Annotated in this window: 16 protein-coding genes and 3 pseudogenes; 10 read left to right on the plus strand and 9 right to left on the minus strand. The window is 59.3% G+C overall.

What is annotated here, in order from left to right; genetic code table 11:
* Positions 1-74: 74 nt before the first annotated feature.
* Positions 75-260: pseudogene (locus NKH95_RS31970) on the plus strand (ArdC-like ssDNA-binding domain-containing protein); the annotation flags it as partial.
* 388 nt (positions 261-648) lie between these two features.
* On the opposite strand, the gene NKH95_RS31975 reads toward NKH95_RS31970, so the two are convergent.
* A complete protein-coding gene (locus NKH95_RS31975) occupies positions 649-1,344 on the minus strand; it encodes an OmpW/AlkL family protein (RefSeq protein ID WP_502895407.1) in 696 nt (231 codons plus the stop codon).
* 174 nt (positions 1,345-1,518) lie between these two features.
* Entirely contained in the window at positions 1,519-3,609 is a 2,091-nt protein-coding gene (locus tag NKH95_RS31980; RefSeq protein WP_352894388.1) for a prolyl oligopeptidase family serine peptidase, read from the minus strand.
* 407 nt (positions 3,610-4,016) lie between these two features.
* On the opposite strand from NKH95_RS31980, the gene NKH95_RS31985 reads away from it, so the two are divergent.
* A complete protein-coding gene (locus NKH95_RS31985) occupies positions 4,017-4,181 on the plus strand; it encodes a hypothetical protein (protein WP_352894390.1) in 165 nt (54 codons plus the stop codon).
* A gap of 415 nt (positions 4,182-4,596) precedes the next feature.
* Here NKH95_RS31985 and NKH95_RS31990 read toward each other — a convergent pair.
* Positions 4,597-4,952 (minus strand): annotated as a pseudogene (locus NKH95_RS31990) (transposase); the annotation flags it as partial.
* A 588-nt stretch (positions 4,953-5,540) separates the two neighbouring features.
* On the opposite strand from NKH95_RS31990, the gene NKH95_RS31995 reads away from it, so the two are divergent.
* Positions 5,541-5,897, plus strand: a complete 357-nt coding sequence (locus NKH95_RS31995; protein ID WP_352894392.1) for a hypothetical protein — start codon at positions 5,541-5,543, stop codon at positions 5,895-5,897.
* Positions 5,898-6,024: 127 nt separating this feature from the next.
* On the opposite strand, the gene NKH95_RS32000 is transcribed toward NKH95_RS31995, so the two are convergent.
* A complete protein-coding gene (locus tag NKH95_RS32000; protein ID WP_352894394.1) occupies positions 6,025-6,444 on the minus strand; it encodes a hypothetical protein in 420 nt (139 codons plus the stop codon).
* Between the two features lie 234 nt (positions 6,445-6,678).
* Between NKH95_RS32000 and NKH95_RS32005 the strand changes: the two genes are divergently transcribed.
* The 4 genes from NKH95_RS32005 to NKH95_RS32020 all read left to right on the plus strand — a co-directional run bounded on the left by NKH95_RS32005 (position 6,679) and on the right by NKH95_RS32020 (position 11,993).
* Entirely contained in the window at positions 6,679-6,801 is a 123-nt protein-coding gene (locus NKH95_RS32005; protein WP_352894396.1) for an iron-sulfur cluster assembly accessory protein, read from the plus strand.
* A gap of 211 nt (positions 6,802-7,012) precedes the next feature.
* Positions 7,013-8,365: a lysine N(6)-hydroxylase/L-ornithine N(5)-oxygenase family protein gene (locus NKH95_RS32010; RefSeq protein ID WP_352894398.1), complete on the plus strand. Its 1,353-nt coding sequence runs from the start codon at positions 7,013-7,015 to the stop codon at positions 8,363-8,365.
* Between the two features lie 508 nt (positions 8,366-8,873).
* A complete protein-coding gene (locus NKH95_RS32015; RefSeq protein ID WP_352894400.1) occupies positions 8,874-9,653 on the plus strand; it encodes a phytanoyl-CoA dioxygenase family protein in 780 nt (259 codons plus the stop codon).
* A gap of 336 nt (positions 9,654-9,989) precedes the next feature.
* Positions 9,990-11,993, plus strand: a complete 2,004-nt coding sequence (locus tag NKH95_RS32020) for a class I tRNA ligase family protein (protein WP_352894402.1) — start codon at positions 9,990-9,992, stop codon at positions 11,991-11,993.
* Between the two features lie 739 nt (positions 11,994-12,732).
* Here the strand turns inward: NKH95_RS32020 and NKH95_RS32025 are convergent.
* From NKH95_RS32025 to NKH95_RS32035, 3 genes are all read right to left on the minus strand, one after another.
* Positions 12,733-14,190: an NAD-dependent succinate-semialdehyde dehydrogenase gene (locus tag NKH95_RS32025; protein WP_352894404.1), complete on the minus strand. Its 1,458-nt coding sequence runs from the start codon at positions 14,188-14,190 to the stop codon at positions 12,733-12,735.
* Positions 14,191-14,519: 329 nt separating this feature from the next.
* A complete protein-coding gene (locus tag NKH95_RS32030; protein ID WP_352894406.1) occupies positions 14,520-14,738 on the minus strand; it encodes a hypothetical protein in 219 nt (72 codons plus the stop codon).
* A 452-nt stretch (positions 14,739-15,190) separates the two neighbouring features.
* Positions 15,191-15,445, minus strand: coding sequence for a hypothetical protein (locus NKH95_RS32035; RefSeq protein WP_023671853.1), 255 nt, complete (start codon positions 15,443-15,445; stop codon positions 15,191-15,193).
* 345 nt (positions 15,446-15,790) lie between these two features.
* Here NKH95_RS32035 and NKH95_RS32040 point away from each other — a divergent pair, with 345 nt between their 5' ends.
* On the plus strand, positions 15,791-16,003 hold the full coding sequence (locus tag NKH95_RS32040; RefSeq protein ID WP_023679670.1) for a cold-shock protein: 213 nt from the start codon (positions 15,791-15,793) through the stop codon (positions 16,001-16,003).
* Positions 16,004-16,221: 218 nt separating this feature from the next.
* Here NKH95_RS32040 and NKH95_RS32045 read toward each other — a convergent pair whose 3' ends face one another.
* Complete coding sequence (locus NKH95_RS32045; protein WP_352894409.1) at positions 16,222-16,692, minus strand: Ros/MucR family transcriptional regulator; 471 nt, start codon at positions 16,690-16,692, stop codon at positions 16,222-16,224.
* Positions 16,693-17,093: 401 nt separating this feature from the next.
* Between NKH95_RS32045 and NKH95_RS32050 the strand changes: the two are divergent.
* A pseudogene (locus tag NKH95_RS32050) lies at positions 17,094-17,753 on the plus strand (transposase); the annotation flags it as partial.
* An 82-nt stretch (positions 17,754-17,835) separates the two neighbouring features.
* A complete protein-coding gene (locus NKH95_RS32055; protein ID WP_352894411.1) occupies positions 17,836-18,840 on the plus strand; it encodes a glycosyltransferase family 10 domain-containing protein in 1,005 nt (334 codons plus the stop codon).
* A 137-nt stretch (positions 18,841-18,977) separates the two neighbouring features.
* On the opposite strand, the gene NKH95_RS32060 is transcribed toward NKH95_RS32055, so the two are convergent.
* Positions 18,978-19,331 carry a hypothetical protein gene (locus NKH95_RS32060; RefSeq protein WP_352720646.1) on the minus strand — a complete coding sequence of 118 codons (354 nt, stop codon included), beginning with the start codon at positions 19,329-19,331 and terminating at the stop codon, positions 18,978-18,980.
* Between the last annotated feature and the right edge of the window lie 172 nt (positions 19,332-19,503).

Here is a 19,503-nt window from a genome sequence, read left to right on the forward strand (position 1 = left end):
CTTTCCGGTCGCGACTCGCCGCCCACCCCGCTTCCGGGGAAAGGCGCGGCGATTGGTGAGCGGAGGATGAAACGATGCATGCAAAGAGCAAGCGTACCACCAGCGGAGAGGCTGGCGCAGGCAAGGGCGGGCGCCCGGGCGCCAGCCTCTATCAGGAGATGACAGACCGCATCATTGCCGAGCTGGAGCGCGGCACCGTGCCATGGGTCAAGCCATGGGGCAGCGCAAAAGCAGGCCTCGGCCTGCCGAGGAATGCTTCCGGCGCGCCAGCCACCGCTCCTGCAGCAAAAAGAACGGCAGCTGTCGCAGCATGGCTGAACAAGGCATCTTGTCGGCGTCGAGGAGCTCCGTGCTCGCCTTACGCAGGCGCATAGCTCTGACATGACGTCCGGGAGACTGATGCCGGGCATTCCATCAACAATACCCAACAGCCATCCTGGTCCGAAGAGCATCTAAGCACCTCGATTTCAGGCGTTGGTCGAGCCCGCATTGATCACGGGGTACCCTTTTTGGTCCGCTGGAGGAGCGCGGCCGCCCCTCGACAACGGGTTCTTCAGGTGTCGCCCGTTCAGGGCCGACGGAAAAAGGGCGCACAAGGCGCGCCCTTCATTTCGGTCGGCTATCAGCAGCCACCTTCACCTTTCGTTGTTAGAAGCGGTAGGTGACACCTGCGCCTATCAACCAGGGATCGAGGTCGGCCTTCCCCGTCAGCTTCGCGCCGTCGACCGTGACGTCGAAGTCTGGCTTTAGGAAAACCTTCTTCACGTCGAAGTTGACGCCCCAGTGCTGATCCACCATGTAGTCGAACCCGACCTGCAGCGCGGTGCCGAACGTGTTCTTAACATGGAGAGCATCTGCACTGCCGACGTCCTGGTTATAAAACATCGTGTAGTTCACGCCGGCACCGACATAGGGCTTGAATGCGCCGAAATTGGTAAAATGATACTGCAATGTGAGCGTGGGCGGCAGCAGCCAAACCTTGCCGACATTGCCCAGCGCGCCGATCGCTCCTTGGCCCTCAATGTTGGCATAGGTGGTGCCGAGGATAAGCTCCGTGGCGATGTTGTCCGTGAAGTAATAGGAGATATCGAGCTCCGGCGTAACCGTGTTTGAATAAGAAAGACCAGAGCCGGGCACTGCATTGACGTAGCCCGAATCCTCAGTGACGACCCCCAAGGCTCGCAGCCGGATCTGCCAAGGGCTTGGCGCTTCCGTGACCGAGGCTCCAGCCTGCGGGACGCTCGCGGCTTGCGCAAGCTCGGCCGCCACGGCCTGCTGTCCCATCAGCATCAGGACGATGGCCGCTGTTACGCCCCGCCCCACGCCCATTCGCTTTCTCGCCATGATATTCTCTCCTTGCTCTTCAGAAATGATGCGGTGCACTATGAAAAAACCTGCTGGAATCGACGAAGCGCTCATGCGCAGTTTGCGTGGGACAGCGCGCACATTTTATTTGCCCTTTGCTCGCAATCATCGACCTGTACTCACTTGTGAAACGTTGCCCTTTGTCTCCGTGCACTATCGAACGCCATCGACTTGCCAGCCGATCGCACTGCGAAGGAAACTGGTGCCCAGGGCAATGAATGCGGCCCGCTCACGATTGTTCTTGCCGGAGACGTGCCCGCCTGCGTCGGACTCGTAGAAGTAGGCGGGATAGCCAAGAGCCTGCAGCTTTGCACCCATCTTGCGCGCGTGGCCCGGATGGACGCGGGCGTCTCGCTTCCTGGTGGCAAGCAGGATCGGCGGATAGGGCTGTCCTGGTGTCGCGGCGTGATAGGCGGAGATTTCCTTTAGGAAAATCCATTCCTCCGGCTTGTCGGGATCGCCATATTCGTCAATCCAGCTCGCGCCCGCCAAAAGCTTGGTGTAGCGGCGCATGTCGACAAACGGCATTGTGCAGAACAGCGCGCCGAAACGCTCAGGATAGCGTGTAAGCATATTGGCGATCAGGAGGCCGCCATTTGAAGCGCCCTCTGCGGCAATCCGCCTCGGCAGCGTAATGCCCCTTTGCACGAGGTCGGCGGCAACGGCGGCGAAATCGTCATGGGCGAGACGCTTGCCCTCCCTGCGCCCGGCCTCGTGCCAACGGGTGCCGAACTCTCCGCCACCCCGGATGTTCGCCACCACACAGGTGCCGCGGCGTTCGAGCCACAGCTTGCCGAGCGAGGAGTTGTAGTGGGGCAGGCGCGATAGGCCGAACCCGCCGTAGGCGGTGAGGTGAACCGGGGCATCCCCGTTCCCGTTCGCCGGACCGACCTGCGTATAGGGGATCATCTCACCATCAGTCGAGACTGCCTCGTGGCGCGTGATCACCAGCCCGGATGCGTCGAAATTCTCCGGGTTGCGCTTCAGGATTACTGGAGCGCCGAAAGGCGCCGCGGCGTTGAGGTCTAATAGGAGAAGCTTCGGCGGCGTGATCGGGTCCTGAGCCGAAATGAGGACCTCTCCATTGGTCTCGTGAAGTTCCGCATCGAGCGACCGAAGGTGAACAGTCCCTTCGCAGGGCAGGGTGTACAGCGCTCGGCGCGTCCATTCCTGGCGGTCGGGAGTGAACATCTCCAAACGCGGATCGAGGTTGACGAGGTAGGAGATAATGAGCTTCCCGTTATTCCAGAAGAATGACTGCAGGGAGCGCCTGTCGCCTGTTTCAAAGAGGATGGCAAAACTGCGCTCGCCGGCGATGAAGGAGGAAAGCGAGATGCCGATCAGCGCGTCCGCGGGATGTGTCATCCCTCCCACTGTCCATGGCTTGCGCGGCTTTACCGCCAGCCAGTCGCTGAACCCGCTCCACGAGGCGTCTCGAGGAAGGTCGATCCGCGTCTTCGGCCCGCTCCTGTCACCGATTCGGCCGATCTTCTCAAAGAAGGTCGACTGCTCGATGAACCAGAGGCGCTCGCTCTCGGCGGTGCGGTCCAGATGGCCGGACACCCCGAGGGATTCGGAACCGGTCTCGAAGAGTACCGGCGCGGTGAGCGGATCCGCGCCACGCTTCCACAACCGAACGGTGCGCGCGTAGCCGCAACGGGTGGCCATGCCATCACCAAGCGGACTGGAAAGCAGAAGCGTGTCAGGGTCGAGCCAATTAACCCCGCCATTGGCCTCCGCGAGGTTGAAACCGTCGGCGACGAAGCTAAGAGACTCCAGATCGAATTCGCGATGCACGACCGCCTCGCTGCCGCCGCGCGACAGGCGCAGAACGGCTCTTTCCCGTCTCTCCGGCTCAAGGGACGCGCCGCCCCAGATCCAGTCCTCTCCGTCGATAGCCGTGAGGGCGTCCAGATCAAGCAGTAGCTCCCACTGGGGCTCAACTTTCATGTAGGCGGCAAGGGTGCTCCGGCGCCACAGTCCGCGCGGATTTCCGGCATCTTGCCAGAAATTGTAGAGGTACGGGCCGCGGCGGGTGATCAAGGGAATCTTGTCAGGATGGTCGAAGATCGCTGTCATGGCCTCACGGTCGCGATCGAACTGCGTTCCACCGAACTGCCCCAGTGTCCTGGCCGACTGGCTGGCGGTCCAGTCAAGTGCCCGTTCGCCTTCTATATCTTCAAGCCAAAGATAGGGATCATCGTCGGGAGCATTCAGAGTTGGACGGAAATCGAACGCGGTCATGTCCGTACAACCTGAAGAATGAAAGCGCAAAGGCTTCCTTCCGCTCGGGCAAGCTCGGTGTTTGCGGCGGAGACCGCATGCTCAGCGAGCGTGATCATGGATGAGGTCTTCTCAGTTGGTGCGGCGCGGCAGTGCGTTTGCGCATAGGACTTGCATGTGTCGTGCCAACCAGGAAAATCTTTTCAGAACAATACGATCACTTTGATAACGCTGTGTCTTATGTCCGACATCGTCGTAGTTCCGACAATGACTGCAACGGTAGGCGCCTGATCGATCTAGTGTAAGCGCGGAGCCATCCCATCTGGCGCGGCATCAGATGATGGGCGAGAGATGATGACACTGAAGGAGCGTGGAGCTTGCGGTGTCAATTTCTATATCTGCGCCTATGTCTGATGATAGAAGTTTCCATGTTCTTGAGGCGGTTCCGAACCGGAGGCAAGCCCGCAGCGTCTGCGGCGGTCGGCGCAAGCGAAGGCACGCTGATCGAGGCGACGCTGAAGCCTGGCGCGAATGTGTCGGCGATCGCGCGAGAGGCTGGAGTGGCGACCTCGCAGTTCGGATCGCCGACGTAGGAATGGGACGCACCGCCCCGGAGCTTCGCCACCGATGCCCATGCTGCATCATGGTCAAATCCACTGCGATCTACCGCATACCAGTCTGCCGCGCGACCTTCGCGCCTGCCTCGGCGAGCTCGCCTCGGAAATCTGTCGTCGGCATTTGGCCCCACCGGAAAGAGCTCCACCTGACCCGGCAAAGCCGGCGCCCGTGCTCGTGACCGTCAAGGACAAGTCGCTTCGCGATGGCCTGCAGCTACCCTTGACCGTCACTGCGGGCGGCAGCCAGTTCGAAGCCAGGTCGGCACGAGCACATGGTCGCCAATCAGCCGAACGAGGAGATGAGGAAACGAATCAAGCTTGACAATCATCGCCCCATACAGGCGTAGCTGACGGCTTGGTCGCCGCGCTCTCCCGCATGGGGCCGGGCTGATCAGCGTGCCACGGCTGGCAGGCTGATGAGCGGATCATCGCTCATTTGGCTGATGGTTTCCAGCGTCATGTATCTGGCGCGCTGCACGGCCCATTCGTCGTTCTGTTCGAGCAGGATCGCGCCGACCAGGCGGACGAGCATCATCCTTGGGAAGACGCCGATGACCTCGGTGCGCCGCTTGATCTCGCCGTTGAGGCGTTCGATCGGGTTGTCGAGTGCAGCTTGGCGCGGTGCTCCTAGGGGAAAGTCATGTAGGCAAGCACGTCTGGCTCGGCGTCGTCCATGATTGTCGCCAGCTTCGGTACCTTCGGCCGGATCTGGTCGGCGACGGCGCGCCCTTGCGTGCTTGCGGCCTCGGGCGTCCTCGCCTTCGGCGGGCTGATCGCCGCTAAGGCCTTCGACAGCAACACCATCATTGCCGATCTGAACGAACGCGGCGAGCCAAGATCGTCATCTCGCAGCATCCGAGGCGCGCCTTGCCGCTCCCTCTCAATCTCGAACTCTACAAATGGCGTCATCTCATCGATAACTCTTCTGCAAACTCAAGGAGTTCGAGCGTATGGCCATGCGAGCTGACAAAACTGACCAGAGCTTCAACGCAATCATCCAACTCGCTGCCGCCGTCATAAACTCACGATGAATCTCAACAGGCCCTAGAGTGCGTTCAGCTTTTTTTATTTCATTGTAGACACTCCAGCTGAAATGACGCTCTTGACCCTGCCGCTCTGAGCGCAGCACCCGTGGCAGGCGGCGCTTCCATCGTTCACTTCGCGGCAAAGGCCGATGGCGCCTGAGGAAGTGATGAGGCCAGCGCAAACCAAAAACGTTTGCCTCGCGGCTTCGGTCCTCGGCCCTTGACTAGTTGGCGGCGATGTACAGGGATTTCCCGAGAGCCTACGTCGACCGTGCAAAGGCCTGCAACTGCTGAGTGAGAGGAGGGACGCTTGGACGAACACGATCCGAAGGAAGAGCTGATCGAGACGATTTTTCGCAACGGCACAATCACCGTCGTCGGCATTCTGCTTGCCTTTTCGCTCGGCTTCGTCACCCATTGGGCTGCGAACCCCATGCCATGGCGGCTCTACGACCTGTTCGCCGTTGTGCCGATCCTGGTCGGCATCACGTTGCAGTTGCGGGCGCTGTCCCTGCTACTCGACATGAGTTCGTTGCGCCGACCCATCTACGAACGCGCCAACCGCATCTTCATGGCCGGCCTTATCCTGACCGCGTGCGGCGTCGGGCTGGCCATCCTGCTCGATGTCCTCGCAATGTCGATGAAGGGCACGCTGCCCGGCGCTTGACGGCCTGTCCCTGCGCTTTGGAGCTGCCGCAATCGGCCGACGCGACGCGTCAGATCCGAGGGTTCCTAGTGCTTTCGCTCAAGCAGCGTCAGCCTTCTTCCCGGAAGAACGCTTTCTCTAGATTGCATTAGCGGATGTTTAGAGCGTGGGCTTGCCGGAAATTACGTCTCGGTGGCATAATCCGCATAGCTTTTAGGGTGCTGCCAGGAAGACCGATTTGCGGGCGTGGATGCATAAATGCGTTGGCGTCAGGAAGAGGCTCGGCAGGTTGCGTGCGCGCATTGCCGAACTGGAGCGCGATCTCGTGGCGATTACACCTCAGGGTCGCCATCGGCGATTCGAAGCCGGACATGAACTTCGCAATGCGAAGTGCCGCCTGAAGCGTCTCGAGGAATGCATCGCTGAAATACCGGAGAAATGTGGCCGTTAGCGCAAGCTTCGCCGCTCTCAATCTTTGCCACGCGGTCGGCTGGTCGGCGGGGAACAGATGCCGATCGTGCGGGTACTCTGTCCGGCAGATACGCAAGGTTCTGCACTGTCCGTTCATGAAGACTTCGTGCTGGTCTCCACAAGAGAATTATTCTGGTGCAGAAGGTGCCCGATTAGCTATCGGAACAAGGCGACATCGACGTGCAAATCGGGCGCCGCAGTGAGGCGTCCCCCCCCCAATGTCGGATTTCCGACAGGATCGTAAATCCGCCAACCCATTGTTTAATAAAATTTCCTTCTCTGGCACGGCCCATGCATGGGACTCTGCGAACGCATCAGCGAGACGTCGTCCATGATCATGCGCACCGAAAATGCCGTCGCCGCAGTGAAAACCGCGCTCTCGCCTGCCATCAAGCCGCCGAAAGGCCGGCGCGTCATGGTCGAGACAGGCGATTGCGCCGGCTTCACACCTTAGTGGGCCTGGAGAGCTCCTCGCGTGACGGCGAGGGGGCATCCAGACGGGCGGAAAGGACAAACGTCGTTGCCCCACGTCGCCGGCATGACCCGTCGATTATCACCGCACTGGAATGCGCGGGTCTACATGCGAAGACCCGAGCGCGCAGGACAAATTCTCGCAAGCCCGGTCGGGACTGGGGCTCGAAGTCCGTGAGCGGAGGCTAATGGCTATGGCCGATATTCGCCGCCTAGTGGGAAGACGCTATAGGAGGAAGCAGGTGGAGTCATCTTGCGTTGGGATCGGTGCTGGCCCGTCCAATTTGAGCCTTGCGTGTCAGATACACGAGCAAGTTGGGAAAGGGGCAGTGTTCCTGGATCGGCAGGTCGACTTCCGCTGGCATCCAGGGATCGCATTCGATTCCTCGGAGCTCCAGGTCAGCCACTTCAAGGACCTGGTCACTCTAGTGAATCCGCGATCAGCCTACACTTTCGTAAACTTCCTGCACGAGAACGGGCGTCTGTATCACTTCCTGAACGCACAATTCGAAGCCGTGCTCAGAGTGGAGTTCGAACAATACCTGAACTGGGTCTTCCACAGGAACCCACTTGTGCGCGGCGGCGAGACAGTGCGCGAAATCCGCTTTGACGGCGAGTTTCAGGTGCGGACCGATAAGGCGGTTCTCGGCGCTAGAAACGTTGTGGTCGGCATTGGCAAGCAGGCGCAAATTCCGCCTCAATTTCAGGGCTGGATTGGACGCAACCTGTTCCACTCATCGGTTTTACTGCACATCCACCCTGAGGTGCGGAGAAAGCATGTCTGCGTTGTCGGCGGAGGCCAGTCGGGAGCCGAGGTGATGTTGCACCTTGTCGGCCTGCCGAACGAACGGCGGCCTGCCTCGATCACTTGGGTCTCGCAGCGCGAAAACTATCTGCCTCTGGACAACAGCCCGTTCACAAACGAGTTGTTCATGCCCTGCTTTTCGGATCGCTTCGCGGCGATGAGCGAGTCGCAGCGTAAGCTGCTCCTGCGGCGTTTCGTGCTTGCTTCGGACGGCATTTCAGAAAGCACGTTGCGCGCGATCTATCAGGCGCTGTACCGCCACGCATTTTTCGAGCCATACCGATGCGACATCACACTGCGGCCGGGCTGCACCGTCTCGCACTGCATCAACGCCGGACCGGGTCATAGGCTGACCCTGCAGCATGGCATGGACGAGGTCGAAGAAGTCACGGCTGACATCGTCATCCTGGCCACCGGTTACGAGAACGCGGTCCCAAGCTTGTTGGAACCGATCATGGGCCGCTTGGAGCAGATCGACAATGAATTAGCTATTCGCGAGGATTTTTCGGTGAGCTGGGACGGACCGTGTGACAGACGCATCTTCGTACAAAATGCGAGCCTCGGGCAGCGCGGCCTGGCCGATCCGAACCTGAGCTTGCTGGCCTGGCGCGCGCGTCGCATCCTCGATAGCCTACTTGGGCGCGCGCCATGCGCGAACCCCGAGCATCCCGGCTTCATCACTCATACCTCGATCGAGAGCTGGCCCGACCACGCAGCCGAAGAAATGGGCAGTGGAATATGACTCGTATGCTTTTGATCATCGGCGGTGGCATCCTAGGAATGATGCCCGCCTGCGCTGCGGCGAACCCCGGAGGCTTCTCCGATATCATCGTGACCGACCAAGCCCTTCGACCAAGCGGCGCATCGCATCACTCTGGCGGCGTGCATTTCCCCTACGGTTGCCAAGGCCGTACCAAGTCGCTCACTCGAAAGACCGCCGTGGTCTTGGCGGCCATGGCTGGGTCGGCAGGTAGCGGATGGTGCCGGCCTTTGGCGATGCGTGTCGTGGTTGAACCGGGTGAAGCGATTGATCCGGCCCAGTTTGCGGAACCCCTAGACCCGGCTGAGCCTGACATAGGCAGTCTCGCGCCGAGCTTCTGCGGACAATATCCGCCGGAGCGGAACGGCACTTAGCATCGCCTCCCTCATCACGTGAGTCCGTCTCTGTGGACCCGCAACTTGGATCAGCGCCCGACCGCCCTAATTGGCATGTCCAACCAAACCAGTGTTTCCAACAGGAGGCTTTTCGCATGTTGACTGATGCACAAAGAGAAAAGTGGCAGAAGGACGGATACGTCAGGCTCGAAAGGTTCTTCGATCCAGCGGCTCAGGAAGATATCTCTACCTTTGTCGAAGATATGTCACGCTGGGCCGTCAGCGATGATAAATGGCTCATGTGGTTCGAGAAGACGACGGACAATCGAAAGATCACCTCCAAGATGGAGAATTTTCTCGACTTCCATGGTCCATTGCGTCGTTTGCTCTTAGAAGATCAGCGCATAAAGTCAGCGGTCGAGGAGTTGCTTGGCGAAGATTCGCGCAGGCTCAAGGAGTTGCTGATTTTCCACTACCCCGACAGCGGCGGCTATCTCCCGCATCAGGACATTTATCACATTCCACACAAACTCCCGGATCGGATGGTCCATGCGGTGGTTGCCATAGGCATCGACGACTCCGACGAGGAAAACGGCGGGCTTTTCTTCAGCCCCGGCAACCACAAGAAGGGGGTGTTTCCCATGGATGCCGGTGGGGTGATCGACCCTCAAGTTGCCGAAAAGTTCTCCTGGGAACCCGCAGTATGGAAGTCTGGCGACATCTTCATCTTCGACGATTACGCACCGCACTACTCACGACCGAACAAAAGCAATCGTTCTCGGCGGACACTCTACTTGGTGTTCCAGCGTGCTTCAACCGGCGGGCCGACCCGCGCTGAATATAACGTGCTTAAGCGCGCCCTTAACCCGCCCGAGGGCAAAGTGGCCGATCTCGACAATCTCAAGCCCCCAAATGGCATCTTCTATCGCGATTGAGCTCACGCAGCCAGGCGGAGGCATGCACACGAAACTGATCGACCGCTCAAAATGCGCGGACGGTATGGACGTCGGATTTGCGGGCTCGCGGAGCATCGACCGCAGCCCGTTACGACGCTTTGGCACGTGGATTGCGGAGGTGGTCGCAGGCGGTCTTCTGTGCGCCTACAGCCCGACTAGTGCCCCCCCTTGGTTGCCCGCTTGCCGGTCCAGAGCTGCACTATCCTGGTCGCGCCGCCAACGGGTCGGGCTGCCGTTTCTCTCCACGAATTGCACGGGAGGCTGTTGCGTTGGCAGCCGAAGGTCCCACTGCTTCAACAGCTTAGGTTGGTTGTCATGCGCAAATACACGTTTTCTCGAACGGAACTGTCGCGGGCGTTTGGTATCGACACGGCCATGCTTGGAACGGGCAGCGCTCGCACGGGGTTTTCATTCGGAAAGGTTGGACCCGGCCTCACATCCGAGCCCCATCGGCACGACGAAATCGAGGCGTTCGTGATCCTGTCAGGATCGGGCAATGTCACCACCGACCGGGGGGAAATCTCGGTCGAGGCGGGCGATGTCGTTCTGTTCCATCCTTTTGAAGCGCATGTGCTGCGCAATGACGGAAACAAAGACCTAGATTTCGTCGCTGTCTACTGGCGAGACGGCGAGGCCGCCCTTGATGCCGCTGCAAAGACCACGACTCCACGCGGCCCAATCTTCGTCTTCTCCACGCCGCCAACGCCAAATGGCGATCTGCATCTGGGGCATCTTTCTGGCCCTTATTTCGGCGCTGACGTCTATACTCGTTTCCTGCGCATGAAAGGAGTGGAGGCCTATCACCTGACCGGAAGCGACGATTACCAGAGCTACGTCGCGACACGCGCCGATGCCGATCAATCGACGCCTGCAAATGTGGCGCGCTACTACGCCGACGAGATTCGCGCCACGCTTGCACATCTCGATTGTGAGATCCACAGCTTCCAAGCCACAATGGGCGATGACGGTTACGGCGAGTTCCAAACCGCGTGTTTCCGGAGTCTTCTGAGCAGCGCGGCGGTAGATTTGCGCCAGAGCCCTGCGCTTTTTGATGCTGTGACAGGCCACTATCTTTACGAGCCGGATGTTGGCGGCCTCTGCCCCGATTGCGGCGGCTCCGCCGCTGGCAACATCTGCGAGGAATGCGGTGCCCCAAACCTTTGCCACGACTTAGGTGCAGCGCGGTCACGGCAGTCTGCCGAGGCGCCGGTGGTCGGCTCCCTCCGCCGTCCAGAACTTGCCATGGACCAATGCTACGACAATATCGACCGGCATCTAAGGGCGTCGGGCGTCCCGCTACGGATCTTGGATCTCTTCGCGCGCCTACGCCAACGCCGCGACTTTTCAGTGCCCATTACCCACCCCTCGGACTGGGGCCTGCCGGCCGAGGGGTTCCCGGGGCAAGTGATCTGGGTGTGGCCGGAGATGGCATTCGGTTTTCTGTACAACATCCAAGCGCTCGGCCGCTCGATGGGTCGCGACTGGAAGGCGGAGATGCCCGGCAACGACTGGCAGATTGTCCATTTCTTCGGCTTCGACAATTCGTTCTACCACGCGCTACTCTACCCCGCTCTTTACGCCGAGGTCTTCTCCCACTGGAAGCCACGCATCCGCTATCACGTCAACGAGTTCTACCTGCTCGACGGCAAGAAGTTCTCAACCAGCTGCCGCCATGCGGTCTGGGGCAAGGAGGTTCTGAGCCCAAACACAGTCGATGTCGTACGCCTTCATTTGGGCCTGACACGCCCGGAAGATGAGCGGACGGATTTCACGCTGGACGCGCTGCGCCGCACCGAGAACGAGGTGTTCCAAAGCATCTGGCTGAACTGGCTTGAGGCGTTGAACCAGGAAATCAAGCAGGATTTTGCCGGCCGTGTACCCGATGCAGGCGACTGGAGCCCGGTCGACCGAGCCTTCTTTGCTCGCATAGAGATCTATCGCGCTGCGATGGAGCGCGCCTATTCGGACGAAGGCTTCTCGGTTCGGCGCGCGGCCACTCAGGTCTGCGAATTCGTGCGCGATTGCGTGATCTACCGCGGGGCGCGAGACTTTGCGGCGGCGCGACGTTTCTATCCCGCCCGCAATCGGACTTCGCTAGCCCTTCAGACGACGGCCGCTGCGATCCTGGCACCGACACTCGCTCCGCTGATGCCCCGCTTCGCCAGAACGCTGTCGCGAGGCATCGATGGCGCCTCAACTGAAACATGGCCCCGGTCCGTCCAGCGCCTTGCGCCCGGGACGCGCTTTGATCTCGGACCCGTGTTGGTGTTCTACGCCAAATCCGGCAATCCTCATCTCGATGACGAGGAAACACTATGAGCCCAAAGGTGCACCAGTGAGCTGTCCTCATCTCGACCAGATCTGCGCGGCAATCAAAGCCGACGATGCCAAATATCTTGACTCGCTGTCACTGGCGAGGGAAGCCGCTCTGAACGGTAGAGACTAGATTAGCAACGCGTCGTCAAACAACCCTGGCCCGCCCCTTCAAGGACCGCTCGGCCGATCGCTTCCCAGCCCTTGCTGTTCGTGCCGAAAATGCGTGTGGGCTCGACTGGGCTGACCAACCTCTTCGGCATCGGGATTTCCGTCCTCCAGCCGGTCAAGGCTGTCATTCGGTTCGACCCGCTCGGTCAACCTGGCGCGCCCTGGACCGTGCGCCGATCACCAATGTGGATGCGAATGCCGCGTGATGGTACGTCGATTCTGTCCGAGCATGTATCGGCGCGGCAGTCAGCCGAAGAACAGCTGAGCTACTGATTACGATGGCTTGGTGCACAAGCTTCCAACCAGACCGCGCAACGACAGCCCGTCGCCTGAGGATAGTCGGCGAGGGCCGCCAAATCGCAAGCGTATCCTCCGTCGCATGCGCGCCGTCTTCGCCGAAAATGCAGACGCTTGTCTCGTCGAGAGATACATCCTTTTAGGGGCCTCCTCAGGATTGCGTGTTTGCTCGGGTGCGGACCGCCCCTCAGTTCCCAATCGAGGAGCGATTCTACAATTCACAAGTTTGGAGATCGCTCGCTAGGTAACCCGTCTGTGAACCCTGCAAGCCGATGCTTCAGATGCCGCCCATGCAGAGGTATTTCATTTCGAGGTAGTCCTCGAGGCCATGGCGGGATCCCTCCCGCCCGATGCCGGACTGTTTTATCCCACCGAACGGCGCCGCTTCCGAAGACATCCGGCCGGTATTTACCCCGACCATTCCATATTCCAAGGCCTCGGCGACACGCCAGACACGCTTCAGGTTAGAGGCATAAAAATACGCCGCGAGGCCATAGATCGTTTCATTGGCATCACGCACGACCTGATCCGCATCGTTGAAGCGAATAATCGGTGCGAGCGGCCCGAATGTCTCTTCTTGCGCCACGGTCATCTCGCTGGTGACACCGGTCAGGACCGTTGGTTGGAAAAACGTGCCATTCGTGCCGACGCGTTTGCCCCCGCATCGAATTGCGCCGCCTTTAGCTACGGCATCGGCAATATGGGATTCAATCTTGGCCAAAGCCTGCTTGTCGATGAGAGGCCCGATGTCCACTCCGGGAGCGAAACCGTCACCAACTTGAAGTTGGCGAGCCCGTTCCACGAATTTCTCGACGAACTCGTCGTGAACGCGCGACTGGACGTAAAGGCGGTTCGCTGAAACGCAGGTCTGGCCGGCATTGCGGTACTTCGCCTGGATCGCACCGTCAACCGCGGCATCGATATCGGCATCATCGAAGACGATGAAGGGTGCATTGCCGCCGAGCTCTAGGCTGACTTTTTTGATCTGGTCCGAGCACTGGCGCATAAGTAAGCGCCCGATCTCAGTAGAGCCGGTGAAGCTGATCTTGCGGACCTTGGGATTTGTGCAAAGTTCGCGGCCGACCGCGTGACCTTCGGACGCATAGATCAGGTTGACGACGCCTTCGGGGAAGCCTGCCTGATGGGCGAGGGCGAACATTGCTCCAGCCACGAGCGGCGTCTGTTCAGCGGGCTTGAGGACAATCGTGCAGCCCGCCGCCAAGGCTGGCGAGATTTTGCGCGCCACCATCGAGGCCGGGAAATTCCATGGGGTTATCGTGCCGACCACCCCGATGGGCTGCTTGATCACCAGCATTCGGCGGTCCGTCGATGGTGCGGAGATCGTCTCGCCGTAAACGCGATTTGCCTCCTCGGCGTACCATTGCAGATACGCCGCAGCATGCGATATCTCCGATTTGGCCTCGGCAAGCGGCTTGCCCATCTCCGCGGTGAGAATTGCAGCGAGATCGTCGGTGTGGTCGATGATCAACTCATGCCATCGCCATAGAACATCGCTGCGCTCACGTGCGGTAAACGCTGCCCATCCAGGCTGCGCGACATAGGCCTTCTCGATTCCAGCGCATGTCTCTTCGACTCCCATGTCAGGTAGTTCTGCCAGCACTTCGCCGGTCGACGGGTTGAGGACCTCGAATGTCCGCTCTCTAATCCGCGTGCCAAGTGCCGGCAGGCGATCGATGGGTCCAAACAGGTCAGGGGATCTCAGGTGACGGATCATCGGCGGGCACAGGGGCAATCGGTTTCCTCCTCAACGCCAGGCGTATATAGCAGGTTCGGTGTGTAGTCTGGACGTCCAAGCTCCTCATAGGACCTCGGCCAGACAGCTAGCAGACCACGGTTGCCAACTGGAAAGGGAGAATACCTGAATTCGCTAGAAGATGAGTCGCGGTTCTACAGCCGGGCTCGACCCGCGGTTGCGCGCGGGCGGGTCCGGCCCGCGCACAACCCTGCCAAAGGTCTTCGCGGCCAGCGCCTGGTTCTACGTGCCGGCCACCGCGTCGTTCGGTCGGCAATATTTGTTGTAGATCGTGAATGCGTCGGTGCCGTTCAGCTTTTCCATCTCCTATGTCGTGTTGACCTCCTCGTCCAGCAGACCTGCGGGTTCGTCTCTCTGCGCCAACGGCGCTCCTCCAGGATCACATTTCGCTCGGTCTTGATATCATCCTCGTTGAGGATGAGGTTGAACATGCGATCGGCCTCGAAGCCCATCATCTCGCCCAAAAACGAGTCATAGGCGGTGAGGGCGTTATTGTAGCCGCCACTCACTTAGACGGCTCGGTGAACTCGCTGTCGGCGCGGTTGGTGGTCGCTTTGAAGATCAGACGCTCGCGCGAAGACGGACCTGAAAAAAACGGCGGGTGGCGACATTCGCGAGGCGCTGGAAAACGAGGTCGTAGGACTGGGCGGGAAAAACGATGCCGTTGCTCTCTTCTGGCGTGATGGCCTGCCGCGAGGCCGTTAAACTTGGTGAGTTGCTGCGGGAAGGGGAGTGTTTTCGCGGGACCTTGGTCAACGTAAGAAACAAACGTCGAGCTCGCCTTGGATGGGGCATGCAGCACATTTGCCGCTGCAGGACAGCAGCACCGAAGCTGTGCGCGCTTGCCGTTGTCCCTGGGCACCAAACAGGAGAATTAGCAGTCGCGATTGATTTCATGTGCGTAAAATACCGCCTGGTGCGCTCGGCTGCAAATGCATGCCTGGCGGAGTGGTCGCTTAGGTCAAGAGCATCGCGTGAGTAACAGCCTGACCTTGCTCAATCTGATGCGCGCTAACCGCCTCGCCGGATTGTGGAACTGCTCGCGGGTGGCTTCTACCACAAACAGCAAGGTCATGAAATCAAGCAGGAAGTCGTCAATCGCTTGGGCGATTGTTTCTGACTTGCCCTTGAACTGGTCCAGCAAAACGCGCGCGCTATCGATCGCTTCCACGCTGGTCGCATCGATCAACCCCTCGACCCTCTTGAAACAATCCAAATCGAAACTCCTTCATGCGCTTGCCAAGCCGTTATGCTCGAAGGCAGTTCCGTGAACTACCCGGCCTTTGACCTGCGGCACGAGCAGCGGTCGGCCTTACGTCCCGTGCCTCCAAACACGAGCCATCGACGTGGCGCTGAGGAGCGTTGGAAGAAATTGGGCGCTTCCGGCCACGCTCGAGCGGTAGTGTAGGACAGTGCTTGCTGGCGGCTACGCCCACAATGGAGTGCGCCAGCTGATCGGGGCTTAACAATTTTTCGCTTTTTGCTGCGCCCAACTCTCGGCTATGACTCGGACAGGCCTAATGGCCTGCCCACGTTGCATTGTAAAAGAAGGAACAAGTATATGCCGACTGGAACGGTAAAGTGGTTCAACAGCACCAAGGGGTTTGGATTTATCCAGCCCGACAATGGCGGTCCGGATGTTTTCGTCCACATTTCCGCTGTCGAACGCGCGGGCCTCTCGACCCTCGCTGACGGCCAGAAGATCAACTATGAGATCGAGCAGGATCGCCGCACTGGCAAGTCCTCCGCTGGCAGCCTCAGCAAAGCTGGTTGAAATTTTCTCCTGCGTCCTGGCAAGAGTAAGCACATAAGTCCTCACGGCCGCTCGATGGGACCGAGCAAAAACTGAGGGCAGCAGATTGCTGCAGGGTCGCGAATTCCTCATGAAACAAGGTTGTTTGAAAGGAAGGCGGGGTTGGCCCCGCCTTTTTATATGACGCGCAGATTAAGCCGATGGCTGCAACGCTCCAGAACGAATCTCGATTGCCGAAATCAAGCCGCGACCTTCTTGCGGGTTCGCTTCGTCGGCGCAGGCTCCGGCGCTTCCGACGCCTTCGGTTTGCGGCCGAGCCCCATCGTCTTGGCCAATGTCGAGCGCGCCGCGGCGTAGTTCGGCGCGACCATGGGATAATCCGCCGGCAGGCCCCATTTGGCCCGATATCCATCCGGCGTCAGCCCATAGTGGGTCGACAGATGGCGCTTTAGCGATTTGAATTTCTTCCCGTCCTCAAGGGAGATGATGTAGTCCGGTGTCACCGATTTCCTGATCGGGACTGCAGGCGTAAGGGCGACCGGCTCTTGCGCAGAGACACCTCCGGCCGTCGCTCTCAGAGCCGCATGCACTTGGCCGATGAGGGCAGGGAGATCCCCCACCGGGATCGGATTGTTGGAGACATAGGCCGACACGACATCGGCGGCAAGCTCAATGAGGGTGTCGACGTTTTTTCCGGCTTCTTCTGTCATGAAACTCTCCAGGCGGTGAAACATAGTCAGCGAAGCGTCGCTTCATAGGGCCGGTTGCCGCCGAAAGCAATAATGTCTCGACAGCGTTATTGCCAATGCTCGTCCAGAAGCGACATCGATGCGCCATATTTCCCGTCGTGACGCTGAGCCACTCGTTGTTGGCGACGCTGCCGAGGTGCGTGACGCGTCCCGGCTGTAACTTTGCGTCGAATTTGCTAGTAGTCTCGGGCCTAAGCGCGGTACTTTTGTCTCGGTATTACCTCTTTGGACTGTGAAATCGAGGGATCGTGATCGCTTGCTGGTGGGCGTCAGGGACGATGGACGTTCATTGGCAATGGCCAAATGTAAGTTCATCGCCCGGTGAGCCGCTCTTCCAAGGGGCTGGGAACCGCCGCTGGTAACCAAGGACATCAATGTATTTCGAGGCGTTTCTTAGCCGGTCCTCGCTGCGGACGACACCTGTTCCACGATATCGAACAGCGCGGCGACACAGGCAGCTTCTCGAATCTGGAGCGGCTTCTCGCAAGTTGGCGCCGCGCCGAGAGGCCGGGCAAGGACAGTGCGTCGCCTGCTTCAATCATACGCGTCAACCAGCCAGCGACGCTGTCCCATACGAATCCCGCGACCGGCCGTGTGATCTCGCCGGTAGTCGCCCCGGCCCTCTGCACGAAGCCTCGGGATGCGCTGATGATCAACCAGGCCACAAAGGTCGACGTCCTGAAGCAGGGATCACATGAGTTTGCCACTATGCGCAGGCTTGCCATGCGCTTCCGCGGCATTTTGCGGGGCCTGTGAATTGGGCGAGCTCGACACTTCGATCGACGTGGCGTCAACTCCGGGTCCGTCGCCATCACGCGTTTCGGTCGGGTCCTACGCCGTGACGCTGACGCCGTTCGCGATGCCATTGAACTACCGTGGAGCAACGGCCAGGCGGAAGGGCTGATCAACCGCCTGAAGACGATCAAATTTACCATGTAGGCAGAGCGGGCTGCGAACTCCTTAGGGCACGCATGCTGCCACTCAGCCGGCCTGATAACCGCACAAAGCGAGGAAGAACCTAGTCAAGTGCAAAGCGACAATTGCCTCGACAGCGGGTCCCGGAAGGTTTATGTTGGCCAATGTTACCGCAATCCGGAATGGCGATTGAGTACCTTCACGAGTGAAGGGAGTGAAATTTCTTTGTCGGCCAAATTGTTGACGGAACGCCCGGCGCCCATTGTTGCTACATGTCTAGATTCTTGGGGCGTTTTGGATGATGCGATCCACCATCTCACTCCAAAGGGCAGTGGAATCTGGAACAATGTCGCTTTTGTTCGCACGACATCCTTCGTGCCCGATTGGCATATCGTCTTTAACTCTGCTTCTCTTTTTGGGCTCCCTGTTGATATCGAGGCGAGCCCAAACAGGACAATTTTTGCAATCGGCGAACCGCCGACGAAAGCTCATCGCGCGTTTCATGAAGGGCAGGGGAAAAATACTATCGTCCTGACGTGTGACGCAGAGCTGGCTGCTCGGCAGAATGCAGCGCGCCGATTCGTTTTGTCTCCACCTATCACTCGGTCTTGGTCTGTAAACAAGACATATGACCAACTTCTGGTCAGCGAAGTCGTGGATAAGCCGCTTCGGCTCTCATGGATTACCAGTGACATCGCCCTGCTTAAAGGACATCGATATCGGCTGGCGTTTCTGGAACGGCTGAGAAAGGAGCTCGATTTTGACCTGTTCGGCCGAGGTTTTCGGCTGATTGGAGATAAATGGAACGCACTCGCACCTTACCGTTACAGTATAGCGTTCGAGAATACTCGTGCTGATTACTATTTTACAGAGAAGCTTATGGACTGCTTCGTTGCTGAAACAATGCCGATCTATTACGGCAGCCCGGCAATCACGAGGTTCTTCCCTTCGGACTCTATGGTTCTGATTGACCCAGAGGACAAGAACGTAATCCCAAAAATTCAAGAAATCATCGACTCAGACCTCTGGAAGGAACGTCGCGGCGCAATAAGAGAGGCGAAGCGGTTGGTCCTCGAGAAATACAATACGTTTGCTTATCTCGCGAGCTTCATCGAAAGCGTTCAGGATAAACCCTTACCGCCGGAAATTATACACATCGATTCGCCTGAGGTCGATTTTGGAATAGACGAATGAAGTACTCCAACGCTCGCTTCGCGTGCCCGGCGGTCGGTGGTCTGGCGAGATCGGTACGGAACGCTCGGCGGAGAATGCCTGCTGCGCAGACGGGCCGGCACGGGCGCACGAGGTCATGCGCCCCCGGCTGCCGCTGATCAGACGAACTGGGGAAGGCCAGGAACGGAATTGAGGACCTCGTCCACGAGTTCGTCGCCGGCATGTTCCTTGGCGCAGGCGATCGTCTCGTTGGCGAGGCCGGCGATCTTTGCCATGCTGAGACCCTCACTCATTAATTGCTGGCCGAGCCCCATAAGGCCGCCACCCTCTGGGTCGTCGCCATGATACTTCGCTACTAATTCCGAAGCTCCCGGAATGGCCTCGATCATGCGCGCAACGGGACCGTCGGCCGCGTGGCTTTGCAGGAAACCCAGCATTAACCCAACGCCCTTCTCTGCGAGAGCCGGGCCGATGCCGACACCAGTGGCGATGCGCGGTAAGAATTCTTCCATGCAGAGTCTCTCTCTCTTGATGAGGTTTACACGGGGCCGGTCCGGCGCCCAGCTCCCTTGGCCGAACCACAATTGAACTCCACAAAAATAGGCCGGCGGAAGTGCTATTGCGCGTAAAACCGCCTCTGTCAACGCAAGCTGCGTCGGACGTGCGTGTTTCGCAAACCGAAGA

This window comes from Mesorhizobium sp. M0848 (genome assembly GCF_040319805.1).
GTDB lineage: Bacteria > Pseudomonadota > Alphaproteobacteria > Rhizobiales > Rhizobiaceae > Mesorhizobium.

What these genes read in the sequence shown, in the direction of transcription:
- NKH95_RS32025 (WP_352894404.1), bottom strand. Translation starts at nt 14,190, where the DNA reads ATGATCCGTCACCTGAGATCCCCTGACCTGTTTGGACCCATCGATCGC.
- NKH95_RS31975 (WP_502895407.1), bottom strand. Translation starts at nt 1,344, where the DNA reads ATGGCGAGAAAGCGAATGGGCGTGGGGCGGGGCGTAACAGCGGCCATC.
- NKH95_RS32005 (WP_352894396.1), top strand. Translation starts at nt 6,679, where the DNA reads ATGATCATGCGCACCGAAAATGCCGTCGCCGCAGTGAAAACCGCGCTC.
- NKH95_RS32015 (WP_352894400.1), top strand. Translation starts at nt 8,874, where the DNA reads ATGTTGACTGATGCACAAAGAGAAAAGTGGCAGAAGGACGGATACGTC.
- NKH95_RS32000 (WP_352894394.1), bottom strand. Translation starts at nt 6,444, where the DNA reads ATGAACGGACAGTGCAGAACCTTGCGTATCTGCCGGACAGAGTACCCG.
- NKH95_RS32045 (WP_352894409.1), bottom strand. Translation starts at nt 16,692, where the DNA reads ATGACAGAAGAAGCCGGAAAAAACGTCGACACCCTCATTGAGCTTGCC.
- NKH95_RS32010 (WP_352894398.1), top strand. Translation starts at nt 7,013, where the DNA reads ATGGCCGATATTCGCCGCCTAGTGGGAAGACGCTATAGGAGGAAGCAG.
- NKH95_RS32020 (WP_352894402.1), top strand. Translation starts at nt 9,990, where the DNA reads ATGCGCAAATACACGTTTTCTCGAACGGAACTGTCGCGGGCGTTTGGT.
- NKH95_RS31985 (WP_352894390.1), top strand. Translation starts at nt 4,017, where the DNA reads ATGTTCTTGAGGCGGTTCCGAACCGGAGGCAAGCCCGCAGCGTCTGCG.
- NKH95_RS32060 (WP_352720646.1), bottom strand. Translation starts at nt 19,331, where the DNA reads ATGGAAGAATTCTTACCGCGCATCGCCACTGGTGTCGGCATCGGCCCG.
- NKH95_RS32040 (WP_023679670.1), top strand. Translation starts at nt 15,791, where the DNA reads ATGCCGACTGGAACGGTAAAGTGGTTCAACAGCACCAAGGGGTTTGGA.
- NKH95_RS31980 (WP_352894388.1), bottom strand. Translation starts at nt 3,609, where the DNA reads ATGACCGCGTTCGATTTCCGTCCAACTCTGAATGCTCCCGACGATGAT.